This is a genomic window from Prochlorococcus sp. MIT2304, from assembly GCF_059772405.1.
Genome location: NZ_CM186286.1, coordinates 443,530 through 466,195, shown reverse-complemented (window position 1 = coordinate 466,195; position 22,666 = coordinate 443,530). Strand labels below are relative to the sequence as shown.

Annotated in this window: 46 protein-coding genes; 30 read left to right on the top strand and 16 right to left on the bottom strand. The window is 32.7% G+C overall.

The window, feature by feature from the left end:
• The first annotated feature begins 285 nt into the window (after positions 1-285).
• The 3 genes from AC6EIY_RS02795 to AC6EIY_RS02785 all read left to right on the top strand — a co-directional run bounded on the left by AC6EIY_RS02795 (position 286) and on the right by AC6EIY_RS02785 (position 1,613).
• Entirely contained in the window at positions 286-474 is a 189-nt protein-coding gene (locus AC6EIY_RS02795) for a hypothetical protein (protein ID WP_498507469.1), read from the top strand.
• A 511-nt stretch (positions 475-985) separates the two neighbouring features.
• A complete protein-coding gene (locus tag AC6EIY_RS02790; protein WP_498507468.1) occupies positions 986-1,141 on the top strand; it encodes a DUF1651 domain-containing protein in 156 nt (51 codons plus the stop codon).
• Between the two features lie 187 nt (positions 1,142-1,328).
• Positions 1,329-1,613 carry a hypothetical protein gene (locus tag AC6EIY_RS02785; protein WP_498507467.1) on the top strand — a complete coding sequence of 95 codons (285 nt, stop codon included), beginning with the start codon at positions 1,329-1,331 and terminating at the stop codon, positions 1,611-1,613.
• Between the two features lie 194 nt (positions 1,614-1,807).
• Here the strand turns inward: AC6EIY_RS02785 and AC6EIY_RS02780 are convergent, their stop codons facing one another.
• The 5 genes from AC6EIY_RS02780 to AC6EIY_RS02760 form a co-directional block, all read right to left on the bottom strand.
• On the bottom strand, positions 1,808-1,948 hold the full coding sequence (locus AC6EIY_RS02780) for a hypothetical protein (protein WP_498507466.1): 141 nt from the start codon (positions 1,946-1,948) through the stop codon (positions 1,808-1,810).
• Positions 1,948-2,196, bottom strand: coding sequence for a hypothetical protein (locus tag AC6EIY_RS02775; protein ID WP_498507465.1), 249 nt, complete (start codon positions 2,194-2,196; stop codon positions 1,948-1,950). Before AC6EIY_RS02775 ends, AC6EIY_RS02780 begins: the two co-directional genes overlap by 1 nt.
• Positions 2,197-2,217: 21 nt before the next feature.
• On the bottom strand, positions 2,218-2,547 hold the full coding sequence (locus AC6EIY_RS02770; protein ID WP_498507463.1) for a hypothetical protein: 330 nt from the start codon (positions 2,545-2,547) through the stop codon (positions 2,218-2,220).
• 583 nt (positions 2,548-3,130) lie between these two features.
• Positions 3,131-3,511: a hypothetical protein gene (locus AC6EIY_RS02765; RefSeq protein WP_498507461.1), complete on the bottom strand. Its 381-nt coding sequence runs from the start codon at positions 3,509-3,511 to the stop codon at positions 3,131-3,133.
• A gap of 140 nt (positions 3,512-3,651) precedes the next feature.
• Positions 3,652-3,948, bottom strand: a complete 297-nt coding sequence (locus tag AC6EIY_RS02760; RefSeq protein WP_498507459.1) for a DUF1499 domain-containing protein — start codon at positions 3,946-3,948, stop codon at positions 3,652-3,654.
• 10 nt (positions 3,949-3,958) lie between these two features.
• Here AC6EIY_RS02760 and AC6EIY_RS02755 point away from each other — a divergent pair, with 10 nt between their 5' ends.
• Positions 3,959-4,096 carry a hypothetical protein gene (locus AC6EIY_RS02755; RefSeq protein WP_498507458.1) on the top strand — a complete coding sequence of 46 codons (138 nt, stop codon included), beginning with the start codon at positions 3,959-3,961 and terminating at the stop codon, positions 4,094-4,096.
• A gap of 150 nt (positions 4,097-4,246) precedes the next feature.
• Here the strand turns inward: AC6EIY_RS02755 and AC6EIY_RS02750 are convergent, their stop codons facing one another.
• Positions 4,247-4,417 carry a hypothetical protein gene (locus AC6EIY_RS02750; RefSeq protein ID WP_269605936.1) on the bottom strand — a complete coding sequence of 57 codons (171 nt, stop codon included), beginning with the start codon at positions 4,415-4,417 and terminating at the stop codon, positions 4,247-4,249.
• Positions 4,418-4,689: 272 nt separating this feature from the next.
• On the opposite strand from AC6EIY_RS02750, the gene AC6EIY_RS02745 reads away from it, so the two are divergent.
• From AC6EIY_RS02745 to AC6EIY_RS02735, 3 genes are all read left to right on the top strand, one after another.
• Positions 4,690-4,893, top strand: coding sequence for a hypothetical protein (locus AC6EIY_RS02745; protein WP_498507457.1), 204 nt, complete (start codon positions 4,690-4,692; stop codon positions 4,891-4,893).
• Between the two features lie 7 nt (positions 4,894-4,900).
• Complete coding sequence (locus tag AC6EIY_RS02740) at positions 4,901-5,107, top strand: hypothetical protein (RefSeq protein ID WP_498507456.1); 207 nt, start codon at positions 4,901-4,903, stop codon at positions 5,105-5,107.
• A 267-nt stretch (positions 5,108-5,374) separates the two neighbouring features.
• Complete coding sequence (locus AC6EIY_RS02735) at positions 5,375-5,851, top strand: hypothetical protein (RefSeq protein WP_498507455.1); 477 nt, start codon at positions 5,375-5,377, stop codon at positions 5,849-5,851.
• 54 nt (positions 5,852-5,905) lie between these two features.
• Here the strand turns inward: AC6EIY_RS02735 and AC6EIY_RS02730 are convergent, their stop codons facing one another.
• The gene (locus AC6EIY_RS02730; protein ID WP_498507454.1) at positions 5,906-6,190 is read right to left on the bottom strand and encodes an inward rectifier potassium channel; all 285 of its coding nucleotides are present in this window, start codon (positions 6,188-6,190) and stop codon (positions 5,906-5,908) included.
• Between the two features lie 181 nt (positions 6,191-6,371).
• On the opposite strand from AC6EIY_RS02730, the gene AC6EIY_RS02725 reads away from it, so the two are divergent.
• The 10 genes from AC6EIY_RS02725 to arfB all read left to right on the top strand — a co-directional run bounded on the left by AC6EIY_RS02725 (position 6,372) and on the right by arfB (position 10,456).
• A complete protein-coding gene (locus AC6EIY_RS02725; protein ID WP_498507452.1) occupies positions 6,372-6,740 on the top strand; it encodes a hypothetical protein in 369 nt (122 codons plus the stop codon).
• Positions 6,741-6,932: 192 nt separating this feature from the next.
• Positions 6,933-7,178: a hypothetical protein gene (locus tag AC6EIY_RS02720; RefSeq protein WP_498507451.1), complete on the top strand. Its 246-nt coding sequence runs from the start codon at positions 6,933-6,935 to the stop codon at positions 7,176-7,178.
• A gap of 167 nt (positions 7,179-7,345) precedes the next feature.
• The gene (locus AC6EIY_RS02715) at positions 7,346-7,585 is read left to right on the top strand and encodes a non-structural protein (NS2)-like protein (protein ID WP_498507450.1); all 240 of its coding nucleotides are present in this window, start codon (positions 7,346-7,348) and stop codon (positions 7,583-7,585) included.
• A gap of 7 nt (positions 7,586-7,592) precedes the next feature.
• A complete protein-coding gene (locus AC6EIY_RS02710) occupies positions 7,593-8,327 on the top strand; it encodes a type 1 glutamine amidotransferase (protein ID WP_498507449.1) in 735 nt (244 codons plus the stop codon).
• Positions 8,328-8,355: 28 nt separating this feature from the next.
• Positions 8,356-8,556 (top strand): hypothetical protein, encoded by a 201-nt coding sequence (locus AC6EIY_RS02705; RefSeq protein ID WP_498507448.1) that lies wholly within the window; start codon positions 8,356-8,358, stop codon positions 8,554-8,556.
• Between the two features lie 134 nt (positions 8,557-8,690).
• The gene (locus tag AC6EIY_RS02700; RefSeq protein ID WP_498506750.1) at positions 8,691-8,897 is read left to right on the top strand and encodes a CAB/ELIP/HLIP family chlorophyll-binding protein; all 207 of its coding nucleotides are present in this window, start codon (positions 8,691-8,693) and stop codon (positions 8,895-8,897) included.
• A 20-nt stretch (positions 8,898-8,917) separates the two neighbouring features.
• Positions 8,918-9,037, top strand: coding sequence for a high light inducible protein (locus AC6EIY_RS02695; RefSeq protein WP_011294968.1), 120 nt, complete (start codon positions 8,918-8,920; stop codon positions 9,035-9,037).
• Positions 9,037-9,162, top strand: a complete 126-nt coding sequence (locus AC6EIY_RS02690) for a high light inducible protein (protein ID WP_498506751.1) — start codon at positions 9,037-9,039, stop codon at positions 9,160-9,162. The genes AC6EIY_RS02695 and AC6EIY_RS02690 overlap by 1 nt, the downstream gene beginning before the upstream one ends.
• A gap of 374 nt (positions 9,163-9,536) precedes the next feature.
• Positions 9,537-10,025, top strand: a complete 489-nt coding sequence (locus AC6EIY_RS02685; RefSeq protein ID WP_498507447.1) for a hypothetical protein — start codon at positions 9,537-9,539, stop codon at positions 10,023-10,025.
• An 8-nt stretch (positions 10,026-10,033) separates the two neighbouring features.
• Positions 10,034-10,456 (top strand): alternative ribosome rescue aminoacyl-tRNA hydrolase ArfB, encoded by a 423-nt coding sequence (gene arfB / locus AC6EIY_RS02680; protein WP_498507446.1) that lies wholly within the window; start codon positions 10,034-10,036, stop codon positions 10,454-10,456.
• Positions 10,457-10,625: 169 nt separating this feature from the next.
• Here arfB and AC6EIY_RS02675 read toward each other — a convergent pair whose 3' ends face one another.
• Positions 10,626-10,841, bottom strand: coding sequence for a hypothetical protein (locus tag AC6EIY_RS02675; RefSeq protein ID WP_498507445.1), 216 nt, complete (start codon positions 10,839-10,841; stop codon positions 10,626-10,628).
• 652 nt (positions 10,842-11,493) lie between these two features.
• On the opposite strand from AC6EIY_RS02675, the gene purT reads away from it, so the two are divergent.
• The 13 genes from purT to AC6EIY_RS02610 all read left to right on the top strand — a co-directional run bounded on the left by purT (position 11,494) and on the right by AC6EIY_RS02610 (position 18,399).
• Positions 11,494-12,657 (top strand): formate-dependent phosphoribosylglycinamide formyltransferase, encoded by a 1,164-nt coding sequence (gene purT / locus AC6EIY_RS02670; protein WP_498507444.1) that lies wholly within the window; start codon positions 11,494-11,496, stop codon positions 12,655-12,657.
• A complete protein-coding gene (locus tag AC6EIY_RS02665) occupies positions 12,650-12,916 on the top strand; it encodes a hypothetical protein (protein ID WP_498507443.1) in 267 nt (88 codons plus the stop codon). Before purT ends, AC6EIY_RS02665 begins: the two co-directional genes overlap by 8 nt.
• Before the next feature lie 617 nt (positions 12,917-13,533).
• Positions 13,534-13,704, top strand: a complete 171-nt coding sequence (locus tag AC6EIY_RS02660) for a DUF4278 domain-containing protein (protein ID WP_498507442.1) — start codon at positions 13,534-13,536, stop codon at positions 13,702-13,704.
• A 368-nt stretch (positions 13,705-14,072) separates the two neighbouring features.
• A complete protein-coding gene (locus AC6EIY_RS02655; protein WP_498507441.1) occupies positions 14,073-14,249 on the top strand; it encodes a hypothetical protein in 177 nt (58 codons plus the stop codon).
• A gap of 162 nt (positions 14,250-14,411) precedes the next feature.
• Entirely contained in the window at positions 14,412-14,681 is a 270-nt protein-coding gene (locus AC6EIY_RS02650) for a hypothetical protein (protein WP_498507440.1), read from the top strand.
• A 153-nt stretch (positions 14,682-14,834) separates the two neighbouring features.
• A complete protein-coding gene (locus AC6EIY_RS02645; RefSeq protein WP_498507439.1) occupies positions 14,835-15,386 on the top strand; it encodes a nitroreductase family protein in 552 nt (183 codons plus the stop codon).
• A gap of 264 nt (positions 15,387-15,650) precedes the next feature.
• Complete coding sequence (locus tag AC6EIY_RS02640) at positions 15,651-15,983, top strand: DUF1499 domain-containing protein (protein ID WP_498508142.1); 333 nt, start codon at positions 15,651-15,653, stop codon at positions 15,981-15,983.
• Positions 15,984-16,060: 77 nt separating this feature from the next.
• Positions 16,061-16,234 carry a hypothetical protein gene (locus tag AC6EIY_RS02635; protein ID WP_498507438.1) on the top strand — a complete coding sequence of 58 codons (174 nt, stop codon included), beginning with the start codon at positions 16,061-16,063 and terminating at the stop codon, positions 16,232-16,234.
• A gap of 564 nt (positions 16,235-16,798) precedes the next feature.
• The gene (locus AC6EIY_RS02630) at positions 16,799-17,002 is read left to right on the top strand and encodes a hypothetical protein (RefSeq protein WP_498507437.1); all 204 of its coding nucleotides are present in this window, start codon (positions 16,799-16,801) and stop codon (positions 17,000-17,002) included.
• 5 nt (positions 17,003-17,007) lie between these two features.
• On the top strand, positions 17,008-17,271 hold the full coding sequence (locus AC6EIY_RS02625) for a hypothetical protein (RefSeq protein ID WP_498507436.1): 264 nt from the start codon (positions 17,008-17,010) through the stop codon (positions 17,269-17,271).
• 1 nt (position 17,272) lies between these two features.
• Positions 17,273-17,452 (top strand): hypothetical protein, encoded by a 180-nt coding sequence (locus AC6EIY_RS02620; protein WP_498507435.1) that lies wholly within the window; start codon positions 17,273-17,275, stop codon positions 17,450-17,452.
• 235 nt (positions 17,453-17,687) lie between these two features.
• The gene (locus AC6EIY_RS02615) at positions 17,688-17,846 is read left to right on the top strand and encodes a DUF8642 family protein (protein ID WP_498507433.1); all 159 of its coding nucleotides are present in this window, start codon (positions 17,688-17,690) and stop codon (positions 17,844-17,846) included.
• A gap of 382 nt (positions 17,847-18,228) precedes the next feature.
• Entirely contained in the window at positions 18,229-18,399 is a 171-nt protein-coding gene (locus AC6EIY_RS02610; RefSeq protein WP_498507432.1) for a hypothetical protein, read from the top strand.
• Positions 18,400-18,446: 47 nt separating this feature from the next.
• On the opposite strand, the gene AC6EIY_RS02605 is transcribed toward AC6EIY_RS02610, so the two are convergent.
• From AC6EIY_RS02605 to AC6EIY_RS02570, 8 genes are all read right to left on the bottom strand, one after another.
• Positions 18,447-18,581, bottom strand: coding sequence for a hypothetical protein (locus AC6EIY_RS02605; RefSeq protein ID WP_498507430.1), 135 nt, complete (start codon positions 18,579-18,581; stop codon positions 18,447-18,449).
• A gap of 46 nt (positions 18,582-18,627) precedes the next feature.
• The gene (locus AC6EIY_RS02600) at positions 18,628-18,819 is read right to left on the bottom strand and encodes a hypothetical protein (RefSeq protein WP_498507429.1); all 192 of its coding nucleotides are present in this window, start codon (positions 18,817-18,819) and stop codon (positions 18,628-18,630) included.
• Between the two features lie 88 nt (positions 18,820-18,907).
• A complete protein-coding gene (locus AC6EIY_RS02595; RefSeq protein ID WP_498507428.1) occupies positions 18,908-20,383 on the bottom strand; it encodes a polysaccharide deacetylase family protein in 1,476 nt (491 codons plus the stop codon).
• Between the two features lie 199 nt (positions 20,384-20,582).
• Positions 20,583-21,143: a CIA30 family protein gene (locus AC6EIY_RS02590; RefSeq protein ID WP_498507427.1), complete on the bottom strand. Its 561-nt coding sequence runs from the start codon at positions 21,141-21,143 to the stop codon at positions 20,583-20,585.
• Between the two features lie 209 nt (positions 21,144-21,352).
• On the bottom strand, positions 21,353-21,526 hold the full coding sequence (locus tag AC6EIY_RS02585) for a hypothetical protein (protein ID WP_498507426.1): 174 nt from the start codon (positions 21,524-21,526) through the stop codon (positions 21,353-21,355).
• Between the two features lie 135 nt (positions 21,527-21,661).
• On the bottom strand, positions 21,662-21,925 hold the full coding sequence (locus AC6EIY_RS02580; protein WP_498507425.1) for a hypothetical protein: 264 nt from the start codon (positions 21,923-21,925) through the stop codon (positions 21,662-21,664).
• A gap of 108 nt (positions 21,926-22,033) precedes the next feature.
• Positions 22,034-22,174: a hypothetical protein gene (locus tag AC6EIY_RS02575; protein WP_498507424.1), complete on the bottom strand. Its 141-nt coding sequence runs from the start codon at positions 22,172-22,174 to the stop codon at positions 22,034-22,036.
• 128 nt (positions 22,175-22,302) lie between these two features.
• Positions 22,303-22,620 carry a hypothetical protein gene (locus AC6EIY_RS02570; protein WP_498507423.1) on the bottom strand — a complete coding sequence of 106 codons (318 nt, stop codon included), beginning with the start codon at positions 22,618-22,620 and terminating at the stop codon, positions 22,303-22,305.
• Positions 22,621-22,666 lie beyond the last annotated feature (46 nt).

The window sequence follows — 22,666 nt, the reverse complement described above, 5'->3', positions numbered from 1 at the left end:
TGGGATGTTTGCTTTTTAACTGATGAATTACTTCCTTAGTGAATGTCTTCAAGAGAAGCATTTCTAGAATAAGCTGTCTTTGAGTCAGTTTTAAAATTCAATATCTTTCTATCAACGTTAACTATCTGTCTCTCACAATTGAAACTAAAAGCTAAAGCGACCTTAAAACTTTCATGTTTATCTTTGTTAAGTTTGTATTTTTTGCACTTGATTTAATGTCAATGGATTTATTTACCGATTGAAAAAGCTTTTTGATTAGCTAAAAATGTGTAGTTGCTTTTTCATATGACAAGGGCTCAAATTACTGCACCTGCTTTACCAAAAGGCTCAACTGAGATGAAAATCATTGAACGAAGTTGGGGCATTGAAAGATGCTACGTAACACCAGATGGTGAGAAGGTTTGTACCCCAGCCCCATTTTTAACAAATCACCGCAATCTTGACTGGACTTGCTTTGCTGAAAAAGTTTTCTAGTCAAAAATAATTTAGTAACTGTTAAAACTGGTTTTGTTTTAAACCTTTATTTTTATTTTTCCTAATCCGTTTTCACTTATTAACATCTTAAAAATTGATGGAGAACCATTGATCAGTAAAATTCTAAAATTCATTGCGTTGTAGAGAGCAAACATCTTTGTTTTGCCTTATATTTGAATTAGCTACTCTCGTTTATCTCATGTTGTAGTCCAATACGAATGTTTTAGTGTATTTGCACTCATGCATTGAACTATCACATGACCTAAAACAAAAATAGATAATTAATTTTTTAACATCATGAAGTTGTTTACTCCATTCAGCATTCCAAAAGCAGATATGACAGCTCTACCAAAACGAAAAATTAAAGCTACATCCAAAAAATCACATTAAAAAGCCAACAAATTTTTGTTGTATTCTTGTACTACCCAGGTATAGGACTACTTGAAGCAATATGGTTGGGTTTCTGATGTAGATGGAATGTGGATACTGATTTTTGGTATGACTGGGATGGTTGGGACCAAAACCCCAAAGTTTGTTAGAGAAAGGAAGACTTGAAGTAAATGGACCTATAGTTCTAAAAAATCGCTTGAGGATGAGACAACCAATAGCAAGTAAACTTTGGAATAAATTATTATCAACTGGATGGAGACGTGTATACCCGCAATAGGATTGACGAACAAAATATTGAAGTTCTTATGATACCAAATTAATATTGTATTTGTATTTTTCCTATACGGTACCTAAAAAGAAATGAAACGGTTCGTTCACAGACTACTTAATGTGTAGAAATTAAACATCACTTCACTATTTAAAAGTAAATTTATTAGGTTAAATTTTTAAATAAGCATGTAATCATGACATCTGAAATTGAATACTATAAACAGCTTTCTAAAAAGGTTAGTACTAAGCAAGACAAAATTAATTTCTTTGATCAAAACCAAAAGGCATTTTACGTAGATATATATTCTGATAGTTGGTCAAAGATGATTGAGGCATATGCTAAAGCAGAGAACCTAAGTTTAGAGCAAGTAAATAAAGTTGAAGAGATGAAATGGAGCGAGATGCCAGAACATCTCAAGATTTTTGCTTATGATTTTTGTATTCTAAATGGGTTTGTTTTTACTGGCGTTGGTAAGTAAAATATACTGATTAATCCACCTTAAAAAATATTTTATGTGCTTTGTCGTTTGAATAATTTACCTATTTATGCTTATAGTAGACTGTTTTTTCATTGTGATTGTTTTGGTAATACGTCAGATGCTTGTTGGTTCCCGTTTGCTTGAGTCCTGACAAGTACGTGCGCGAAGCTTTTTGATTTTCGAAAGGAGGCAATTTATTTTTTCTTTTTCCTCCTATTGCTTTTTGATTCAAACCCGTCTTTGAAGTCAGAACCGGATTTATTAAACCAAGCCAACAAGGTGGCAATAGATGTTCCAATTAAAGCAGCTATACCCCACTGAGATATTTCATCCATTAGCAAAAAATTTTCCTTCCAGTCGCTGAATAATAGTAGCAAGTACCATCAGCTCCGATATAGAACATACGGTTTTTGTATTTAGACTTTGAAAATTGTTCAAGTCTTCTTTCATGCATATCGAAGTTTTTAGTGTTTAACTCTGGATTCTGTTCTCTTTCTTCATTGGTACCCTCTTCAAAATTCCACGCAAATTTTCTTATGAGCCAAATTGAGGCAATAAAAAATACAATAACTAATAGATTCATTTTTTTGTACGCGATAATTTGTTAGCAATAGTCTCTCAACTCTCTCCACTTATCTAGTCCTGCTTGAAGATTCTCCATTTGAGTTGTAGAACCATTTGTTTTAAATGCTTTAATCAAAGACTTTGTGGCTTCGATTCCATAGCTAGCAGCCTCTCTTTGCCTTGCACAAACTCTGTCTCTTGATCCATCTTTTAGGTCTATCTCAATTTCTTTAAGTATTCTGCTTGCCTTCTCTTGTTTTTGATAAAAATCATTTAGATACATCTCGAATTCTGACTCAGCTTTAACTGGTATGACAGAAAAAAACAAGAGAATAGAAGGTATCAGTAATAAAAGAAATAAAGTTTTCATCTTTTCATAATGGCGATCTTCCTAATCTTCACAACTATTTTGTTTGCAATGTCATATGGGGAACCCGAACACGCAAAACTTATCCAATTTTTAGATCATTGTTAATGAATTTTAGTCAATTTTACCTCTCAGTTTTACACGCAAACCATTGGAAAAGATTATGCTTTTTATTTATTGTCCTTCACTAACACACTTCACTTGCTGAATTTTATTTAAATGAATACACCTAATGAATTATTTCAAAAACCATTGGCAATGACATTTGCATTTGTGGTTTGTACTTTCATCTCCAATTCTCTTGTGGGAAATTTAGTGTGAAGCCTCCCTCGATAAGTTTAAAAGAACACTTGACGTGATCATGAAGGAAATTTACCTGAAGGTTGAAGAATTAGCTAATAAAGACAGTGAGTAATTAAGAGTAGGGATATTAAGAATGGCTAATGCTGGTTAAGTTGATAACAAATGCACCCATATTCTTTATAAGAATCAGATCAACACCAAAAGTTAAAACGAATATCTAGGGGCTTTAGACACTCCTAGATATTCTTTTGTCAGCCAGAATCATTGATTGTGTTTAGATTTATCAGGCAACTAATAGTTTATCTTCGGTGGGTGATGTTTTAGTTGTTGACTCATCCAACTCATCACTCCCCTTGATTTCAAGAGATATAATGTTTGTTGATTCAAAATCAGTTTCGACATTTTGCTCGGATGCTGTTTCCAGATCGGGATCAATTTTTACTGACGATGTGATCTCAGATAGAACTACTTGAGCCAACTCAGCTTCATTGACAACTTGAGACCATGGGTTAACCATTGCCGCAATGAAGTCTCGATTAGCTTCTGTTTTGTCCCCACGGGTGATGAGTAGGAAGGGTAATGCAATGGTAAACAGACAAAAAATGGCTAGAAAAAAGTTGGCGATGGCCATTTCTCTACCAGGTTCAAATGCTGCTAGAAGCATAAAAAGAAAAGCAATTTGTATAAAAAATCACTTACTTTTAATTCCTAAGCCATACCTTCGCAAACAAACTTAATCGAAAAATTTAGTATGTTCAAAATCGATGACTTTACAGGGTAGTTAAAATTGAATTTTTTTGAGGGTTAATTATTGATGTCTGTTTCTGTCATTAGACGATATGCAAAGTCATCAACCCTCTTCTGATTCACTCCATTATCTCCAACTCCTACTCTTGATTCAGATCTAACTTGAATAATACCTTTTTCTGGAATTGCTTTTATGAGTAGATCATCGGTATATCTCCTCCATTTGGTCTTTGCTTCAGCATGAATGAATGAATCAGTCTTTTCAACTATTTTTGTTCTTGCTGTTTCAGAAACAATTTTGGTTGCTTTCTTAAAAGCATTTTCCAAGTCGTTTACTTTGAAATTTTCTTTCACGCAGTGAGTAATGACAACACAATCTGGTAGTTCAGTTGTTGTTGAATTTGCTTTATGGGGGGCAATGGTAACAACAAATAGAATTGAAAAGAAGATAGTTAAAAATCGATTAATCATTAATCAAAAAGATCTAGTTAAATTAATTTAAAGACAATTTAAATATGATAACTTTAGCTAAAAAATTAATGTTATGCATCTATAGGATTTTTTTGAATTTTGTAGATTGAAATTTATAAAATCAAGCTAAAAATGAATTGGATAAAATATACTTTTGAGCCTATCAGAGCATTGCGTTTTTTTAACTTGCTAATTCATTGCCCCATTCTTTGTGTTTCCTATCTAAATCTACTATTGAATTTTTCTGAGCATTAAGTATTAGTAAACGATGAACTAGCTCGATTTTGGTTTCAGTTACCTCTTCAGAGTAAAACTTAAGAGGTTGCTCTCCGAGCAAATTGTCTCCGCTCATTAATTTAATTAAATTTATTTATGTATCTAGGATGAAATCAAGCATAAGTATATGTTTTTAAGGTTTTTTTTCTTTTTGCTTTACATCACTCTTACTGGTTGTCCCCACCTTAGCCATCAAATTGGCAGGAGTGTTTTTAGTTATTATGCCCACTATATAGTTCTGTCTCACATTGCCTTGCTCCCACGAGCGTTGTTCGTACCTTTTAAGGTTACTGGCCTTATTCCACTGATGACTCAAGTCATGTTTTGTATCTAATTTTTTAATTATCAATGCACCCTATTTTTCATTCTGAGTTCATAGGCCTTGATTGGCCAATCCTTTTAATTGGTCACGTTGTAATGTTTTGGTCTTTAGCCGTAAGACTTGATTGGTCTTGGATTCCCTTAACGGAGCATGAGAAGTTATGCGGTTCTAGAGGTGATGTATACCGAGCTCAAGTCAGTTCATTGGAAAAAACTTTTCAGAATAGCTAAGATCAAAATGAAATTTTTTTTAATTTTACCTCTATCCTTATGCTTTATATTTCCTACAAAAACCCAAGCATCAAGAACTTATAAATCTAATTCTGTTTGTGAAAGTTTTGCAGCTGGGGAAATAGATGCCCTCCAAACATTGGAGGCTTTAAATCTAAGTATTCATAATTATTCAATAGGTTTGAATAATACCGCAAGAATATTTTGCGCTTAGTTTTTAATTCGTTTTAATTTTTTTATATATACCACAAATAAATAATTCTTTTTTTGTCTCAGTAAATTCTAATGGTGATAACTAAATCTTTGTACTACAAGCATTAACCTAGAAAATGTTTAGTGTGTTTGTCTCTTCCAAAGAAATTTTCTTAACTTTATGTTGAACAAATAACGAAGAAGTCAAAGCATTACTATCTAATCTAAAATCTTTCTAAGAATTATGTGATTGCGAATTTCCTTTAATCTTCTTTTTCAATAAATACACATGAATATCGCTCAATCTTCACCCTTGTATGACTATTGGAATTCTGATCAAGAAGAGAATGATGAAAATAAGAGACTGTTAAAGATTAATCCAGATGAATCTGCTTCTAATCTTTTTAGGAGTGAACCCTACAAATGGGAGAATCTCTATCAAAGCGTTCTTAGAAACGTTATGAGTGGAGATGAATCATCAATAAAAGGGTTGATGGTTTTATTATCTACAATCAATCAAAAGGAGAAGGAAATAGTCCTTAACTCTCTGGAGGCTTTGTTAGATAAGCATTTAATCTCTAAATTGAGAAACGAAAAATATCAAGATATAAAATCTAGTAAAAATTTTTATACTGCCTTAAAAATATTGTTGACTATTTTTATTAATCCATATGAAATAGAGCTAAAAAAAGAACCAAATCATCTATATGAGAAAACGGGAATGTTTTTTTATAAATTTAGAAAGATATTTTTATTAAATAAATGAGATCTAAATTTTGAATTATTTTTAATGTTAAATATCAATGGTATATAAGTAATGTCATTGGAGAGAAAATTTTTCTATTAATTTGATAAGTTTTTCTGAACGAGGGGTTTTTTGTGGTCTGGCCTCATCAAGTACTACTGCGCAACATAATTGCCATGAGGAACCATCTTTTAATTTCAATTCTTTAGCAACATCTAGTGGAGCTGCTGTTAAGGAAGTTATTTCATCGATATGTTCGAGGGTTTCCCATAGTTCACTCTCTAAGAAATCTAGTTCAACTTTTGAGAGGAGTTTTGTTGCTATAAAATCCTTGACTAATTCTGTAAGTTCTAGTGACATTTTTAATTTAATGTACAAATCCTTGGGTTTGATGAAAAGGGCTTTCTGTAAAAAGTTATTTAATTTTGAGGATACCATTTATTTAGATTATTTATTTATGAGCTGACTTTCAGATTCCATCTTTAAGGGCTTAATTCAAAAACTATAATGTATAAAATACTTTCTTAAAGGATAAAAGGATATGGAGATTACAACCGAAAGTGCAAAAAAGTCACAGAAAGAAGCTGAATGGGCCTACAACAAAGCAATGGAAAAGTTCTATTATTCAATGTTGGAGGTTGTTTTCTTAAGGATTAAAAGTCACCTATCTAAGCAGGGACTAAAGAAAGTAGTGGAGATAGATAAAAAAAGAGCTATCAATGAAAATCTCGGAGTTGAATTTAGTCAAAAGACTTGGTCGGTATTAGCTGAAGCATGGACCGGTGCAGAGGGATTAGCGATGACTAAAATCGCTGAACTTTATGGGCTGGAGATATCCGATTTAGACATATCCAAAATTAAAAAGCTCGATGGAAATAATGGTTCTCCAAAATGCGTTCCATCAAGCTAACTTTGAGGTACATTTAATCTGTACTGAATATAGTTACTGATCGATTTGAAGTTGCAACAACTAAAAAAATTCTTGAAAGAAAGAAAAAAGCTACTAAAAAAGAAATATCTTAAAAAAATTCTTGATAAACAACCCAACGAGCCTTGACTTTAATTGGTGGTATTTATTCTTATCTCGTATTACTCTAGTCATATGACATATTATGCAAAGCCAAATTATATTCAATATGATGAATGGTTTGATAACAACATAGATCCTTGCGAGTTAGAGTATGAGAAGGAAAAAAAGTTTACTGATTCTGTTCACGAAAAGTTTTATAGAATGTCAAAGCATAATTTAATTATCGGTGGGTCGGAGTCTGTTACAGATTTAAATAAACCTGAGAGATGTTCAGGAGGTTTTTGCTCATTAACAGACGAGGAATTAAAGCAGATTTAATCAAAACTCAAGAAAAAAAAATATGTATTTGAACGATCATTATTTTTATTTATTTAGAAGAGCTTACTTTTTATCTTTTGCCTACAATGTTTGTCCTTTTGTATAAAACTAATAAATGGTTCCAAAGCTCTAGAGCTTTATCTAAAAATGATGCTTGAATTATTTATATGAAATATCTATTACTTGTTACTTTTATGTTGTGTCTAAGCACTCCATCAGTAGCAGTTACTACTCGAATGTTTAAAGTTCTAGATACTTGTGCAAGATATAGGTTAAAAGAGAAAACTGCTTTAGTCGCAATAGAAGACCTCAAACTTAAATATGATGGTAAAGATGAAAATGAGGCAGAGCTATTCATCAAGTTGTATTGCTCAGTTTTTACTCCAAATGGAAATGTAGATTTTTAATTTATTTATGAGTCGTTTACTTGTTCTTCAGCATTTAGAACGCGAGGGGCCTGGACTTTTTGTCAATATTGCTGAGGAAAGAGGATTTAGTGTTTCCATTTTCCGTTTGGATTTAGGAGACTCTCTCCCTGAACTTAGGAATGGAGATTTGCTTTTGGTGTTGGGTGGACCTATGGGTATTAGAGACATTGGAACTACAACTTACCCATGGCTTATCCAAGAAGTTCGCTTAATAAAAGAAGCCTTAAATCAAGGAGTTGGATTAATAGGAGTATGCTTGGGAGCTCAGCTCTTAGCCTATGCAGCTGGTGGTGATGTCGAATTGCTTCAGGAGGAGACATCAAGTCAACCATTAGCTGAAATAGGGTGGGACTGTATTTTTCCGCAATCACAAGAAAATAAAAGTAAACTTACAGAATTTTTAAGTCAACCTTTCCCTGTTTTGCATTGGCATGGAGACAGAATTATATTGCCTAATATTGCAGAGCTGATTGCTAGTAGTAGTAGATGTAAGGAGCAATTATTTAGTATTGGTTCGTTAGCATATGGGATACAATTTCATGCTGAAATAGTCGATGAAATGGTTAAAACGTGGATTTCAGAAGATCAGAAATTTATTTCTTCAGCATTAGGGATAGACGGGCAAGCTATTCTCAAACAACAACAAAAAGAATTTAGTAGTAAAACGCTAGACTCTAGATTAAAATTTTTAAACGTTTTGTTTGACTTATTAACCAGGTAAAAATTTTGCGGTTTGAGTATTTACAAAAATGATTGACGATTTCACTCTTGAGCAGTGCAAAAAAGATAGGGAAATTCTTCAATTAAAAATTAAAAATCTTGAGCATGGTATCAATGAAGCTGAAAAAATGATTGCCGAGTCAAGTATGGACAATGAGGCATTGATTTTTTTAAGAAAAAAAGTTGCAGAATCTAATCAGGATTTAGCAATTCTATATTTAATTCTCTAATCTCACTATAGTCGGGAATTTTTTGACAAGTCTCAAGATAAATATGTCAATAAAGTGAGTAAGCCGTACCTGACCGTATCTACCCCTTAGAAAATTCATACTTTACATTACTTCACATCAAAGCAATTCCAGTAATGACATCTTCATCTTCATCTCAGGTAATCACTGAGTATGGCAAGCAAAACATCTTTGCTCGTGAAACACAGCCTCAACTTGTAGAGGATTACACCAGCTACCCAGAAGAAGCAGAAAAGACAAATGGCCGTTGGGCAATGATCGGGATGATCAGTCTTTTAGGTGCTTATTTCACAACAGGTCAAATCATTCCTGGAATTTTCTAAACCAATAACTACTCATAACAATGCAACCATCTAACAAAACAATTCTAGAAAGAAGCATCGGTAGACCAGCCATGATGGCATTCGTTCTACTAACAGGTATTTACCTAACAACCGGTCAACTTATTCCAGGTGTCGTTTAATGAATAAGGAAACTAGCTACTGGAAAACAGCAGAGCAAATGAATGGTCGTCTAGCGATGATGGGTTTCTTTGCAGCAGTCATTAACTACGGAATAACAGGCTGGATCGTTCCAGGAATTGTTTGATTTTGAATATAAAAATCTGATCTGAAAGGCCTCTTCTATGTCATTACATTTGGGGCCTTTTTAGTTGTATGCTCTTTTTTAATCTTAATTTCTTTATTGAGCAGACGGTGCTAATAAATTTATTTGGAGCCATCAATTGTTATGAGTTAGAATCTTATGTTGGCTATAAATATTGATTTATTGAAAATGAGTAAGTATTAAATATCTCTTTATATGTGCATTAAAGTCTAGTCTCCATTTGTTGTGATTAAGAACTTACTTACCATTGTTCATCGTTTGGTTGTTGTTCGGTTGGACAACAAAGAGTTGATATGACAGAACCAAAAATTAATGTTATGTGTCATAATCGATAAAAATTTTGTGGAACCTTTTAGATGGGGAGAGGTCCTGCTCAAGAGCGAGCCTTCGAATTTGTTCTTAGTGAACAAGGGGTTAGTGAAAAAGATATTGGATGGGTACTGTCTAAATTAGATAGTCAAGAATATTTATTAACTGACTGCCATTACCTGGCAAGAATACTTAGCAAGGAATCTGAAATTAAGGCTAAGGAGATTTTTATTAATCGTTATTTTGTTCTTAATATGACAGGAGTCAGTAGAGAAAGTAAATTTAGCAATCTTCTTCAAGAATGTATGGATAAGAAGAAAATTTGGACATTACTTGAAAAGAATGTTGGAGTCATTTGTATTAGGCTTCCAGATGCAAGCTTGAATGGTGAAACCTATTTATTTATATGTGGTCCTAATAAAAAATGTCCAGAGGTAACCAACATTGATTTATTCGGGAGCTCTTTCCCCAATGTGCGTAAAGAAGCAAAAAAGCAAAATCCTTTAGAAATGAGCTCACTTAGATTGGCTGGATAGAGGTATAAATGAATCTAAGAATTAAGCATAACCTTGAAATACCAGCCAATGAAATACAGTGGAGATTCTCTAGATCGTCAGGAGCAGGGGGACAGAACGTAAATAAGACAGACAGCCGAGTTGAAATTGTATATAACGTATTTGATTCAAAAGCATTAAGTTCATATCAGAAGCATAGGATTTTAATTCATAATGACGTAAAGCTAACTAATGGCTGTATATGTATAGCCGTTCAGGATAGGAGATCTCAGTATCAGAATAGACAATTAGCTTTACGTAGACTTACCTCAACCTTACGGGAACTTTTAAAGCAAACTCCAAAGAAAAGAAGAATGACAATGCCAACACGCTCATCTCAAAAGAGAAGGGTCGATTCAAAGAAGAAACGTGGTGAATTAAAGAGAAATAGACAGCTGAAGATAGATTTTTAACACCTTCTAGAGACGTGCTTTTGACAGTTCCTGTAGTTGGTCTTTTTAGTTACATATACTTATTCATTGGAGAGGTTGATGAATTGGATTTTCTGAGTAGAGGTCAATGCTTTTAGGATTGAGTTGATTTCTTCTTTAGAAGACATTGACTAGTTACAAAATAGATTTTTTATGCAGCTTCTTTTAAAGATTGATTTGGAAATAGTGATATGATCTCACCTTTTGGTGTCTCATACACTCTCTCTACAATTTCACCATCATTAATAATTACTTTGGTGTTAATTGATCCTGAGGGTAATGTCTTGATAGCTGGTACAACAGCTTCTTTTAAATTTGGGAACTGATCCAAGTTCTTGAAGTCTTTAAGTTTTTTCTTGGCAACCATTAATGAATAAGTCGAAGTTATTCTTTTTTTAACTAACTTTGCTTCACTCGTAAAGAGCTTGCACAGCTAATCACATTATTTTTGTATTCAGGTGGAAAAATTTTGACTTATTACGTCCATTCTAATTACATGTTTTGAAAAATAAGGAGACGTGCTTGTAAATTTTGCCATTTATTATTTTTACGTCTTTATTTAGGTTGTCTTGATGGTTTTCATATGCTGGCTTTTTCCCGAAAACACAATCTAAACTAGCTATAGCGTTGACATTGAAGGAATAAATTTATTTGTTTCTACTAATGTTCATTATTATTTTTTTTAATAGGTTGTACCTAATGTCAACAATTAACACTATTTCATTACTCAAGAGTAGTAATTATAACTACTTGAGGTAGTTTTGATATCATTTTTCTGTTTTCTTGATTAGAAGAGATACCTGCTAATAACCAATTAATTCTAACCAATATTACAAGTGCTCCGATTTAATGAAAACATTCAATTCGTGAGGGGTCTTTTAAATTCTTTAGCTAGAAAAATTTTATCTTTCATTGAAAATACTTGTTAACTTCTACTTCCTTTTCTATTAATTTAATCTATTTAAGATTTTTATGCTTATTATATTTATATATATTTTCTTAACCCTATAAATATGATTATGAATTTTTTTCCAAAGAAGATAATGCTTTTAGGTAGTGGAGAATTAGGTAAAGAGGTTGCAATAGCTGCAAAAAGATTAGGTTGTTATGTTATTGCCTGTGACAGATATAATAATGCTCCTGCTATGCAGGTATCCGATCAATCCGAGGTGTTAAATATGAATAATGACAATGAACTAATAGAAGCGATATATAATTGTAAACCCGATATTATTATTCCTGAAATCGAAGCATTAGCAGTCGATGTCTTAAAGGAAATCGAACAAAAGATAAGAGTAATACCCAATGCTAGAGCTACTTCAATAACTATGAATAGAGATAAAATTAGGGATTTGGCTTCAAATGAATTAAATTTAAGAACTGCAAAATTTAGTTACGCGATGAATCAATCTGAGCTTGATTTTCATGCAGAGAAGATTGGTTATCCTTTGTTAATTAAGCCAGTTATGAGTTCTTCAGGTAAAGGACAAAGTTTAGTTAATAATAAAATTGAACTTGATCAGGCTTGGATCTTGGCCATTGAAAAATCAAGAGGTAAATCCAATAAAGTTATACTAGAAGAATTTATTGATTTTGATTTGGAAATTACTTTATTAACTATTAGACAATTTAACGGTAAAACATTGTTCTGTGCCCCCATAGGACATGAGCAAAATAATGGAGACTATCAATGTAGTTGGCAACCAGCTGAATTATCTGAAAGTGTCTTAGCGAAGGCTCAACAGATTGCCAAATGTGTTACGGATAATCTTGGAGGCGTGGGTTTGTTTGGGGTTGAATTCTTTATTAAGGATGATGAGGTGATTTTTTCAGAGCTTTCACCAAGGCCACATGATACTGGCTTAGTAACTTTGATTAGCCAAAATTTAAACGAGTTTGAATTACACCTTAGAGCTGTTTTAGGTATACCAATACCAGAAATAGTATGTGCTGAAGCTTCTGCAAGCCGAGTAATTCTGGCTCCGAAAAAAAACACAAACATTCGTTACAAGGGACTTGAAGAAGCCTTAAGTCAGACGAATACAAGTGTGTTTATATTTGGTAAGCCAATCTCAACCGAAGGCCGTCGAATGGGAGTAGCCGTAGCAAAGGCTTCAACAATTGGTGAAGCAAGAATCAAAGCGGATAAGGCAGCTCAATCAATACAATTCATAAATGAATAATATTCATTCAGATTCTTTGTCTGACTTCAATAAGTGCAAGTCTATTTGGTTCCTATTCTTGACTGAGTTAAATTGGAACCCAAATGCAATTAACCCACTCGAGTTGGTTCCGGAATCTTTTTGGCCTCAAGTTACCGACCTATTAATTGAAGCAAAATATATAGGTCAAAGCAGGAATTATTACCTCAGAGAGTCTGATAGGTATCTAGATTATTTGAGTAAAGGTGGTAAGCCTTTCAAAAGAGATCGAAAACCATAGGTAATATGATAACTTCAAGCAAAATCTTTTAGCTAATATTAATTTTCCCATATTCGCAGCACTGTTAATATTTTTTTTATGGGTGTTGCTTAAAAAAATTAAATTTTCATGGGCTTATGGTTATGGATGATCCGAAGTTTCGTTTTTTAGTTCTTCTCTTTATTAATCTAATAATGATATCAGTATTCAGAAACTGGATTTTAAACAATGAAGCTTTTGTGTGGCTCTTAAATGGTTTACCTTCTTGAAGTGTTACTGAAGCATTTTATTTGATTTTAAAAATAGTGTTTTGTCTGGATTTTACTTTCCACCACATTGACGATTTACGTTATCATCAAACATTTTGTTTAAGGGTAGGATCAAAGGGTGAGGTTATTTATAATTTAAAAAAGTTTATGATCAGGAAGAAAAATTTTTTTTCTTTTCTGTGAATAGTTCTTTTTAGTTGGGAATGCAACTATTTATGTTATTACTACAAAATTCTTCCTTTTATGTATCACTAGGAACATCACTTGAGGATTATTTATGTTACTTTAATTAAACGTTCAGCTGTTTCATAGCTGCAGTAAGACTCGAGACATGGAACGGGGTCTTGAGCACTACTTCGGGAAAGAACAATGACTGTTCTTACTTACAGAGGCAAAGAGTACCTTCAACATAAAGAGGCTACTCCAAAAAAAGTTGTAGAATTAAGTTACAGGCGTAGCATCTACACATCTAGGCAAGCAGAAGCTAAGAAGCAAATGCAAGCATCCTTTACTTACAGGGGTAATTCATACCAAAAGTAAATCGAAGGAGGTTTAAGGGGGTATAATTACCCCCTTTTTTATGTTTATTTCTACCATTAATATCTACATAAACAACTTTCTGCACATGTGTATTTTTGCTTGAGTTCTATTACTCTGGTTTTATTGCTGGTTTCTGATGTAGAAATAATATTGACTCCGAAATAATCACAATGATTACTGAACAGTCATGGCCAAGTTGTAAGCTTCCTAAAACTCAAAAGGCACTTGAAGTTATTTATTCAATGCTATGGAAGAGGCCAAAAGTGTTTAGGTCGTATTACAGGTCAAATTAATAGGTTTTGTCAGGGAAACCCCTACACGCACCTCGCAAAAAAGTTGTTGAGAATATTAGTGGAATTTAATAATCAATGCAAAAATCGTTCAAACCTAACAGTACATTGTTAGCTTTATTTATGTTTTTACCGATCACACCAAGTATTGCTGCCATTACTGTTTTTACACAGTCAGTTTTTAATGACAGGAGTAACGAGGTAACGCCAATTTCTTATCATACAAAGCGAGTGATTGATGCATCTAGAAGATAGCAATATTTTCGCTTTGAGCTTGGGAAAGTATTTAAGTTTATTTCTTCTTGCGTGAAAGATTTTGTTGTTTTCTTATTAACCTTTTTGTCGAGCTTAGTTTAAATACCCTTTACGTCGTGAGATTAGTAGGTTAAAAGTCAAAGGTAACAGCTATCTCCAAGCATGGTTTTAACGAAAAAGCTTAAGGCCTTTGATGACGCGATCTTCGATAGACATCCTGATTTAAAAGAGGCTCTGAAACCTAATGATCATTATCCAGAGCTAGAGAATATTTTAAGTAATAGAGCTGCAAATTTACCTGCTGGATCCTTGAATACAAAAGTGATTATTAATGATGGAGAAATAGTTGAACGCGTGTTCAAGACACCTAAAGGCCAAGTAGTCTCTTTGTTCTCCAAACCATCAAATGTGTTTTTTGATCAAGTTGCTTAACAGATTATTTTTTTACATATCTTGCTTTTCTATTGAGATAAAATGCAGATAAGAAAAAGATCAAATCTTCGTTTATTTATTCAATCCTTTAATCAGCTTGCTGTGAGAAGATCATTATCAGAGCTCTATAGTTAATTACATAAATATAAAATCATGGAAATAGCTCAAGCAATTCAAAAAAGAAGGACAATTCATATTTTTTCTGAAAAAAGTGTTTCTAATGACGTTGTTGAAAAAGCAATAAGTGCAGCGAATCAAGCGCCCTGCCACAGAAGAACTTTTCCATGGCGTTTTACCAACATTGGAATAAAAAAACGAGAACTTCTATATCAACTACAGCTAACTCTGAAGTTTGGTGATAAGCCAACAGATGAATCTAGTTTAAAAAAAATAAGGGACAAAATGTTTAATCCTTCCCATTTGCTTATTGCTACTCAAATATGTACAGATAATCAAGTTCAAAAACTCGAAGATTATGCTGCTTGTGCTTGTGCAATCCAAAACCTGTCGCTTTCACTTGCTTCAGATCATGTCGGTTACAAGTGGTCAACAGGTAAAATCACAAAACATCCTAACACTTATCAAATCGTAGAAATAAGTCCATTTGAGGAAGAAATAATTGGTTTTATATGGATTGGATATGGAGCTGAGCCACCTGTGATCAAAAGGCCTCCTATTAGCACTATCTATAGAGAGAGGGATTAGTAACTTGGCTTAACTCACAGAAGAGAGATAATGAAACTGATAAGGTAGTGTTGAGGCCACACTAAAAACAATAAGCATCATCCCTTTCTTATCTAAACGTTTCATAACTAAAAAATGTAGTGTTCTTACTTTAATCGGAGAAACTTAATCTTATAGGTATTTTATGTAGGGAGAACTAGACATTACTGAGTACTTTTTATGAAAAACAAGACCACAGTTCGGATAAACTTATTTTCATGATCAATATATAAACTAATGGGAAATTTGCCAGATTCCAAATCAGGTCTTAGTCCCTGTTTAAATCCACTAAATTGCGTTTTCTTTCAAAAAGATTTTGAAGATGTTGACAAGACTTTTGATCAACTTGTGAGGATTGCCCAGAAGATTCCTAGAACTAAAGTTTTAGAGAGTAATCAAAGTTATTGGAAAGGGGTTTGTCGTAGTTTAATTTTTAGATTTCCTGATGACTTGGAGATTTTAAAAATTAATAAGAGGATTCAAATCAAATCAGCATCGAGATATGGTGGAGGCGATCTTGGAGTTAATGGAGCTAGAGTGGGAAGATTATTAACTGCACTAGAAAAATCAAATAGTTAGCTACCAAACTTTATAGAACAATCAATAGTTGTCGTTGTAAAAAATTTTAGTTATTTTAAAATAGATATAATAAAAAGATGAACAGAGCACAAAAATATTTTCTACATCTTCCAAAGGGGACTCATTTTGAAAAAATCATTGATACTGAATATGGGAAGGAGAATATATATGTCAGTCCAGACGGCAAAAAACATTCAATACCTATGATTTCACAATCGATTTCTAGTGCAACTTCAACACATGAAAATTAGCAGTTAGTACAATTGTTTTTCCATCTTATGATTTTTGTTTCATCGTAAATATGATTAGAGGCTTCATTAATTGAATTCTTTTCTATAGTGGTAACTACTTAAAACTATATTAGTAATAACTATTTACTCGGTTAATGGAGAAAACTAGTAGTTTTGCGTATTGCATCTATAGCCTCTGACGATATAACTAACTCAAGTTGCATTTTGACATTGTCTATCTTTAAGCGCTTAGGCGATAGGTTTTCAATAAAAAATAATACTAACAAATGTTATTCAAGATGCCAAATGGAACCTTTACCTAATGAGATTTATCAAGACATTGTTGATTTTCAATCCGATGTGAATAGACCTATCGATATTTCTATTTATAGGGATTTCATAAAGGAAGTTGCTTGAGCTCCTATCTTAATTTTTTTTAGTTCTTATTTTATTTGATTCCACTAATGCATTTATAGGTACAAATTTTACAACTTTGTAATTTTATTGAGTAAGGCGTATTAATTTTTTTTCTTGAGTTAATTAGTGACTGTAAACTAGAAAGAAAGTAGTATTAAAATTTTATTGATGGATACCTTGAAAGCAAAGACTTTGGCCAGTGAATTAAATGAATTAGCATGCAAAGGATGCACTGAGGGTTGGCTAGAGAAACATGATGGACTTTCAGATCCCATTCAAGACATCAATGAATGTGGAGCTCTTGGATTTATCACGCCTGAACGACAAAAGCGATTAATAAAAGAAATAAATGAGATTAATGCTGAAAATTAGAGAATATGGATAAAAAAAATGGAAATAGCCCGAGTAAGTTTTCTGTTCCTCCTTTTGCTTCAGATGATGAGATATGGATAAAAATTCTTGAAGTCTTGACACCAACAGAACGGTTAGAGGCTAGTCGTTCAAAATCAGAGTTCAATTATCCGTATCTGGGAGGTAAAGAGATTATCGTTAAACGCTTTGATCAGTCTGACATAGCGGTTGCTTTACTTTCTGAAGTCACTGCTGATGGTGATGAATGGGCAATATATAGAGAACTTTAAAATGGATACCTATTCATTAATTGTATTGGGAACAGTTGTATTATTACTTTTGGTATTGGTTTGGCTTTCTCAAATATTTAGAAATTTAATTAGAAAGCAAATTGATGATCAAATGAAAGATATGATTCCGATAAAAGCTATTAGAGAAAAAATAGGAATCAGAATAAAATTGAGAAAGTAGAACATAAATTATTTATATTTGATTGAGTTAGATCTTAATATTTTTCTTTTTAAGCGTTGTTTTTATATAACTATTATTATTAGCTATAAAATTTAGTATCTATCCTATTAGCCATTGATTTTTATTTTGTATTGATAAATTCATCTGTTTTTCTTATGTTTGCAAGTTAGTAAGTAATACCGATAGAAAAAAATAAAAAGAAAGGATAGATTAAACTATATTGCAGATAAATTTTATGAATAAGACTGATACTATGAAAATCTCGCATGGACAAGTGGATCCAATTGAGGATTATCTTGAGTGTGTTACATATTGTTCAATATCTAGCAGTGCGGAAGAGAATGATTGCCAAACAATATGCATGGAAAGGCATTTGAAAAGTTCATATTTTTGACTTTTTATTAAAAAACAAAACCATAAAAAACCTTAGCTATTTTAGTGATTCAATTAACTTTTCGACTCGCAATTTAAAATTAGATGACTAACCCAACAGCCTTATCCGCCTTCTGTAACCTTAGAAAAGACTATGAATGATTCAGTCGATACATTCCTTTAATCTTGTTTTCTGGCATACAAAAAATTTTCCTGTGATTACTTAATATCTTTTAAACTCTTAATTATTTCTAAAAAGATGAAGAAGCAGTGCAAGGGGTAATATTCCCTATTAATTGGCTTTTAAAATCTATTTTTGATGTTGGGGTAAGAATAAAAGGTTAAAATACTTATGAATAAAACTGCCAAAACTGCCATCATTTATTAGATGATATTTAAAAGTTTTGGCTCATCCCATATCTTGGTATTGGCTAGTTGGTTTTTTTCTATGGATGGTTCACAACGTTTTGGTTCTGAATCGTAAAGTCAACATTGATAAAGAACGACAAATATCAAAGCGATTCAATGCAATCTCAAGACTTTATCCCAAAGGTACATACATTTCACCTAGATAAGAATAATTAGTGGATTTTAAATTATCTTCATCCCTTTTTTAGTTGCTTTAATAATGTGGGGGCTTAGATGTCTCTTGAGGGAAATATTCTTCAGTTTCATTTTCATATGTGTCACTTTTCTTTTTGAAGTATTCATCTAATGGATCATAACCATCATTGTCTGGATTAATTTTGACTTTCATAGTTTAATATTTTTTCTTTTGCAAGATCATTAACTTCATAAGTGCATCATCCAGCTATTCCATTACAAATAATTCCTGCTTTTGCCATTGAAAATAAGACAAAACGATGAAAACTGGGAACTGCTTTGTCTAATGCTATAAGAAATATAAGCAATGACATTGATGTCATTGAAAGATATTGCATCCAATGAATACCTGCTTTATCAAGACCATTTTTGTCAAAACTTGTACTTGTCATTTTATTAATGCTTTAGTCGGTGAGGTTAACGCAAAAAATTACTTTTTGCTAGTTATTTCCCTTTCTTGATTGATGCCTTTAAAATTGATTAACTTTTCTGTGCTGAGATCTCAAAGTTTCTAATCACCTCTTCACCCTTTCTGAAGATCGTTTTAGCATATTCAGTCCATTGCCCCTGTCCCCAATAACGGAAGCAACTAGTTTCTAATAGCAAAAGATATAGGAGTGCCTCTTGATAACTATGGTTTTTTGTTAACGATGGATTTTGAACTAGTAAATGATCAAATGTTTCGTGGAAATAGGAACTAAGTTTTGTAATTGGTTCTAAAACATTTTTATATCCATCTTCCCAACTCAAGTCGTTAGTCCAGCTAGCTCCACTCAAGGAAAAGGATTGATCTTCCTGTTTTAATTTACTAATTGCTTGTTTAACTGAGGTAGGAGTTATTGGACCTGAAATCTTCCCCCATATTTTGTCTTGGTCGACTGCTTGTATCAATGGATAAATATCTTCATCTATACTTAAAGTCGCCAAGAAGTCGAGGTATTCAGAACCATTCATGGCAATTGTGTGACTTTTATTCTTTTTTGGACCAATTCTTCTATAGGCCTGAATGAAAGCTTGAGGAAATTCGTTCATCATTACTCCGCCATTTTCTCCATCAGCAATTTGGGAAACTAGCGTTGGGATAATATTTTGACCTAATTTGTGTTTATTTAGTCCTTTTGCCTCGTAATAAGGTTGCATTTGTCCAACAAGTTTTGTATCTGAACCTTGAGTTTTTATTAGTGAAAGAATAGAGATGGTCTCTCCATTACTTCCTTGTGCTTTGAGCATATTAGGAATATATTTCTGCTCGTCTCTAAGACTTGAGCCATCTAAATTTTGAACGCTATGTTCTTGAACCATTACCCAACGGTATCCACATTCTTTTAGAGCTTTGATTAATTGATAAAGAACATCAGGTTGGTTTGGAAGATGCATCTCAGGAAGAGAGAATCCATTCACTCTACGCAGTGCATCTTCTCCGAATAATGATAAGAAGTTGTGCTGCCAGGCTGTTATCTGTAATTTAAAGTCAGAGGGTGGAGTTGAAGAGGCTACAGCATGACTCCAAAAGGTTCCTAGCCATTCAACGTGCTGATGAACTGTCTTATCACACGTTAGGAGTCTTAACGATGAAAGAATATCCTCGCGACCCATTTGCACGAATCCCCATAGAAGATTTCCTGAGTAATCAAGCATTATTTTGGGATCATATCCACCATCTATTAGGCTTGGAATGATTTCAGCTAGACGTTTGTAGCATTGAGCATATGGTTCGGCATTGTGATTATCTCCTTCTAATGTGTGTTCAAACATATATTGCAAATGTGAAATTAGCTCTCCATTCTTACCTGCTGGAATTGTTGGTTGATGCATATGGAGGGCACATGCAAATCCTGAATTAACATTCTCTAACCTTGACTTTTCTTCGAATTCTCTACTATCTCTCTCCTTATTTACTAACTTATTAATTTCAAATTCAAAACCACATATCGGTGGTAAGTCATTTTTATTCATTTTATTGAGGTTATATATTTAATGCGATCCAACTGAAAGGATGTTTTATAATTTAATTGGAGTATATACAATAAAAAATGTTTTTCATAGATTTGATGTGTATTAAGGTTCAACCCATTGAGAAATACGTTTACTATTAGTGTATTTTTCTTACCTAAAATATCATAACAATATAAATATATTTATTTTTCTAATACTCCTAATATACACTAATAGATTGTAATACAAAATTTATTTTGCCAGGCTTAAAGCCAGGATTCAATTTTCCTGGTTTACCAAACTTGGAATGTAGTAATTGAAATTGGGTTATGGATTCTGATTTGAATATAATTGGTAATGAAATTTTTTTTGCTAAAACAGTTGGTTCAAGACTTTCAAAAGGTACTTTGATAGTTGTTGTCCCAAATCTTTTTGTTTCTATCTCTGCTACCCATCTGAGCCCACCAGGAGATTTGTCCAAGAAAAATCCTCTTAACCCAAAAATTCCATATTTACATGACACTCCAAATTTTAAAGTTCGACCTTTACCTTCAATTTTTAATTCAAAACCTTTATATTTGGATAAATTTAGAACAGGTGAAAATATTGGGGATTTGCAACTAACAAAACCTCCTTTTTCCTCAACTACAACACCTTCCAGGGAGAGGCCTTTTGACGAGGATCTACAAATTGCCTTACTTGAACCTCCCATAACAGTGTCGTTCAAAGAAAACCAATCATCAAAGTCACTGGATGACACTACCTTTGATAGCTCTGTCATTTTTATCTAAATTTTTTAAACTCTATAAAATTTTTTTGTGAATCATGAGTTTAAAAATGTAGATTCCACGATTTAAAGAACAAATCTTTAGTCTGATTAAGTGATTGTTATGGTCTAAAAGTTATTTTTTGAATACGAATAAAGTATTTGAATACCTTTTGATCTGAGTTGATTTGCTTTGGTTGGCTTAATGTTTTATCGATTGAAGGTCAATTATTAAAGAGAAGGCAAGCAGGAGATGATGGATTTATGGAGCATTCTGCATCCCAAAAGCCTTCAACTTCGATACCTTCCCAATGATTAATCATTGTTTCTAATTCCTTGATTCTTTCTTTAGCGACATCAATTTTTTCAAGGAGATTTGATGATGTTTCTTTCTTCATGATTATCCCTTGTTACTATCCTTATTTGACTACTAAATTGATATTAAATCTATCGATATAATTACGGATGTATTTGTTCCTATTAGAGAGTGAATAAATTTTTTCAGAAAACTTTTCTATTTTCTTATTCATAATCTATCTTTGGTTGAAATAGAACGAATTACAGAAATTACCAACATTATTGGTCTCAGCTTTAAGACCTGTTTTTTTTGCAATCAATTTAATCTTTGTGTTTTTTTCTTTTGGTGAGTAGTCATTCTGATTAAGGTACATTGTGTAGTATTCTCTGCATAAATTTGAGAGCTCTTTTTCTTTGATAAATGGGATACGGCCTATAGCCATCACTATCAGAGCTAGAGCTATTGCTCCTGTAAAAGCTTTGTTGAGTGAGTTAGTCATAGCTAATATTTTTTATATTATCCAGTATGCCGTCTGATGTGAAAATACTCGCTTTATAAGGGAACGACTTCAACTTTGTCGAATCTTAGCTACTTTTTTTAGGGTGTTTTATAGTGCAGACTTGCCTTGACCAGATTTTAGTAGGAAAAATGTTGGCAATCCAAGTAAAACGCCTACAGAGGTTATTAGTATAAGATTTATAGTGAATGAACTAACACCTAGTTCTGAAGAAGCTAAAGCAAAATTCATTAATTTGAAGTCGAATTAATTATTATTTTTAAGTATATTTTCTAAAAAGCTCAAAATCTTAAAAGCTTGTAAGAATTGTTTTCACATTATTCATAGAATTTCAGATTTTAGCTGAGTTTGAATTTGACTCAATTTTTCGCTGATTCATTTTCACTTATAGATTTTGTTGACTTTTTCAAATCCTTTTTTAAGGCGGTCTTTTTTTCTTCAGCTTCTTTTTCTATTGCTTTTTTTGCGTCAGCTTCTTTTTCTGCGGCTATTTTGGCTGCTAATGCCACTGATTCTTCATGAGCTATTTTTGCATCGAGTTGACCAGTTGCCCTCATCCATTCATTAACACTTGGTTCCTTCCCAGCTGCTTCACATTCTTTTTTATATCTTAAAAATGGGAACCAATGATGGTTTGCTGTTTCAGGATTACTTGTATTAAAATTATTTTCGCTCATTTACTTGATTAGGCTTTTAAGATTATCCAATAATCTTTGTAATAAG

Excerpts from the sequence above, each read along its gene's own strand:
- AC6EIY_RS02570 (WP_498507423.1), bottom strand. The coding sequence starts at position 22,620 with ATGAGCGAAAATAATTTTAATACAAGTAATCCTGAAACAGCAAACCAT.
- AC6EIY_RS02780 (WP_498507466.1), bottom strand. The coding sequence starts at position 1,948 with ATGGATGAAATATCTCAGTGGGGTATAGCTGCTTTAATTGGAACATCT.
- AC6EIY_RS02750 (WP_269605936.1), bottom strand. The coding sequence starts at position 4,417 with ATGAGCGGAGACAATTTGCTCGGAGAGCAACCTCTTAAGTTTTACTCT.
- AC6EIY_RS02625 (WP_498507436.1), top strand. The coding sequence starts at position 17,008 with ATGGATAAAAAAAATGGAAATAGCCCGAGTAAGTTTTCTGTTCCTCCT.
- AC6EIY_RS02635 (WP_498507438.1), top strand. The coding sequence starts at position 16,061 with ATGAACAGAGCACAAAAATATTTTCTACATCTTCCAAAGGGGACTCAT.
- AC6EIY_RS02715 (WP_498507450.1), top strand. The coding sequence starts at position 7,346 with ATGAAATATCTATTACTTGTTACTTTTATGTTGTGTCTAAGCACTCCA.
- AC6EIY_RS02700 (WP_498506750.1), top strand. The coding sequence starts at position 8,691 with ATGACATCTTCATCTTCATCTCAGGTAATCACTGAGTATGGCAAGCAA.
- AC6EIY_RS02590 (WP_498507427.1), bottom strand. The coding sequence starts at position 21,143 with ATGACAGAGCTATCAAAGGTAGTGTCATCCAGTGACTTTGATGATTGG.
- AC6EIY_RS02795 (WP_498507469.1), top strand. The coding sequence starts at position 286 with ATGACAAGGGCTCAAATTACTGCACCTGCTTTACCAAAAGGCTCAACT.
- AC6EIY_RS02740 (WP_498507456.1), top strand. The coding sequence starts at position 4,901 with ATGAAATTTTTTTTAATTTTACCTCTATCCTTATGCTTTATATTTCCT.
- AC6EIY_RS02650 (WP_498507440.1), top strand. The coding sequence starts at position 14,412 with ATGGTTTTAACGAAAAAGCTTAAGGCCTTTGATGACGCGATCTTCGAT.
- AC6EIY_RS02725 (WP_498507452.1), top strand. The coding sequence starts at position 6,372 with ATGGAGATTACAACCGAAAGTGCAAAAAAGTCACAGAAAGAAGCTGAA.
- AC6EIY_RS02675 (WP_498507445.1), bottom strand. The coding sequence starts at position 10,841 with ATGGTTGCCAAGAAAAAACTTAAAGACTTCAAGAACTTGGATCAGTTC.
- AC6EIY_RS02575 (WP_498507424.1), bottom strand. The coding sequence starts at position 22,174 with ATGAATTTTGCTTTAGCTTCTTCAGAACTAGGTGTTAGTTCATTCACT.
- AC6EIY_RS02620 (WP_498507435.1), top strand. The coding sequence starts at position 17,273 with ATGGATACCTATTCATTAATTGTATTGGGAACAGTTGTATTATTACTT.
- AC6EIY_RS02615 (WP_498507433.1), top strand. The coding sequence starts at position 17,688 with ATGAATAAGACTGATACTATGAAAATCTCGCATGGACAAGTGGATCCA.
- purT (WP_498507444.1), top strand. The coding sequence starts at position 11,494 with ATGAATTTTTTTCCAAAGAAGATAATGCTTTTAGGTAGTGGAGAATTA.
- AC6EIY_RS02665 (WP_498507443.1), top strand. The coding sequence starts at position 12,650 with ATGAATAATATTCATTCAGATTCTTTGTCTGACTTCAATAAGTGCAAG.
- AC6EIY_RS02685 (WP_498507447.1), top strand. The coding sequence starts at position 9,537 with ATGGGGAGAGGTCCTGCTCAAGAGCGAGCCTTCGAATTTGTTCTTAGT.
- AC6EIY_RS02720 (WP_498507451.1), top strand. The coding sequence starts at position 6,933 with ATGACATATTATGCAAAGCCAAATTATATTCAATATGATGAATGGTTT.
- arfB (WP_498507446.1), top strand. The coding sequence starts at position 10,034 with ATGAATCTAAGAATTAAGCATAACCTTGAAATACCAGCCAATGAAATA.
- AC6EIY_RS02730 (WP_498507454.1), bottom strand. The coding sequence starts at position 6,190 with ATGTCACTAGAACTTACAGAATTAGTCAAGGATTTTATAGCAACAAAA.
- AC6EIY_RS02600 (WP_498507429.1), bottom strand. The coding sequence starts at position 18,819 with ATGACAAGTACAAGTTTTGACAAAAATGGTCTTGATAAAGCAGGTATT.
- AC6EIY_RS02755 (WP_498507458.1), top strand. The coding sequence starts at position 3,959 with ATGACAACACAATCTGGTAGTTCAGTTGTTGTTGAATTTGCTTTATGG.
- AC6EIY_RS02705 (WP_498507448.1), top strand. The coding sequence starts at position 8,356 with ATGATTGACGATTTCACTCTTGAGCAGTGCAAAAAAGATAGGGAAATT.
- AC6EIY_RS02660 (WP_498507442.1), top strand. The coding sequence starts at position 13,534 with ATGACTGTTCTTACTTACAGAGGCAAAGAGTACCTTCAACATAAAGAG.
- AC6EIY_RS02695 (WP_011294968.1), top strand. The coding sequence starts at position 8,918 with ATGCAACCATCTAACAAAACAATTCTAGAAAGAAGCATCGGTAGACCA.
- AC6EIY_RS02710 (WP_498507449.1), top strand. The coding sequence starts at position 7,593 with ATGAGTCGTTTACTTGTTCTTCAGCATTTAGAACGCGAGGGGCCTGGA.
- AC6EIY_RS02580 (WP_498507425.1), bottom strand. The coding sequence starts at position 21,925 with ATGACTAACTCACTCAACAAAGCTTTTACAGGAGCAATAGCTCTAGCT.
- AC6EIY_RS02745 (WP_498507457.1), top strand. The coding sequence starts at position 4,690 with ATGCACCCTATTTTTCATTCTGAGTTCATAGGCCTTGATTGGCCAATC.
- AC6EIY_RS02765 (WP_498507461.1), bottom strand. The coding sequence starts at position 3,511 with ATGCTTCTAGCAGCATTTGAACCTGGTAGAGAAATGGCCATCGCCAAC.
- AC6EIY_RS02630 (WP_498507437.1), top strand. The coding sequence starts at position 16,799 with ATGGATACCTTGAAAGCAAAGACTTTGGCCAGTGAATTAAATGAATTA.
- AC6EIY_RS02645 (WP_498507439.1), top strand. The coding sequence starts at position 14,835 with ATGGAAATAGCTCAAGCAATTCAAAAAAGAAGGACAATTCATATTTTT.
- AC6EIY_RS02770 (WP_498507463.1), bottom strand. The coding sequence starts at position 2,547 with ATGAAAACTTTATTTCTTTTATTACTGATACCTTCTATTCTCTTGTTT.
- AC6EIY_RS02775 (WP_498507465.1), bottom strand. The coding sequence starts at position 2,196 with ATGAATCTATTAGTTATTGTATTTTTTATTGCCTCAATTTGGCTCATA.
- AC6EIY_RS02605 (WP_498507430.1), bottom strand. The coding sequence starts at position 18,581 with ATGAAAGTCAAAATTAATCCAGACAATGATGGTTATGATCCATTAGAT.
- AC6EIY_RS02595 (WP_498507428.1), bottom strand. The coding sequence starts at position 20,383 with ATGAATAAAAATGACTTACCACCGATATGTGGTTTTGAATTTGAAATT.
- AC6EIY_RS02735 (WP_498507455.1), top strand. The coding sequence starts at position 5,375 with ATGAATATCGCTCAATCTTCACCCTTGTATGACTATTGGAATTCTGAT.
- AC6EIY_RS02690 (WP_498506751.1), top strand. The coding sequence starts at position 9,037 with ATGAATAAGGAAACTAGCTACTGGAAAACAGCAGAGCAAATGAATGGT.
- AC6EIY_RS02655 (WP_498507441.1), top strand. The coding sequence starts at position 14,073 with ATGCAAAAATCGTTCAAACCTAACAGTACATTGTTAGCTTTATTTATG.
- AC6EIY_RS02585 (WP_498507426.1), bottom strand. The coding sequence starts at position 21,526 with ATGAAGAAAGAAACATCATCAAATCTCCTTGAAAAAATTGATGTCGCT.
- AC6EIY_RS02785 (WP_498507467.1), top strand. The coding sequence starts at position 1,329 with ATGACATCTGAAATTGAATACTATAAACAGCTTTCTAAAAAGGTTAGT.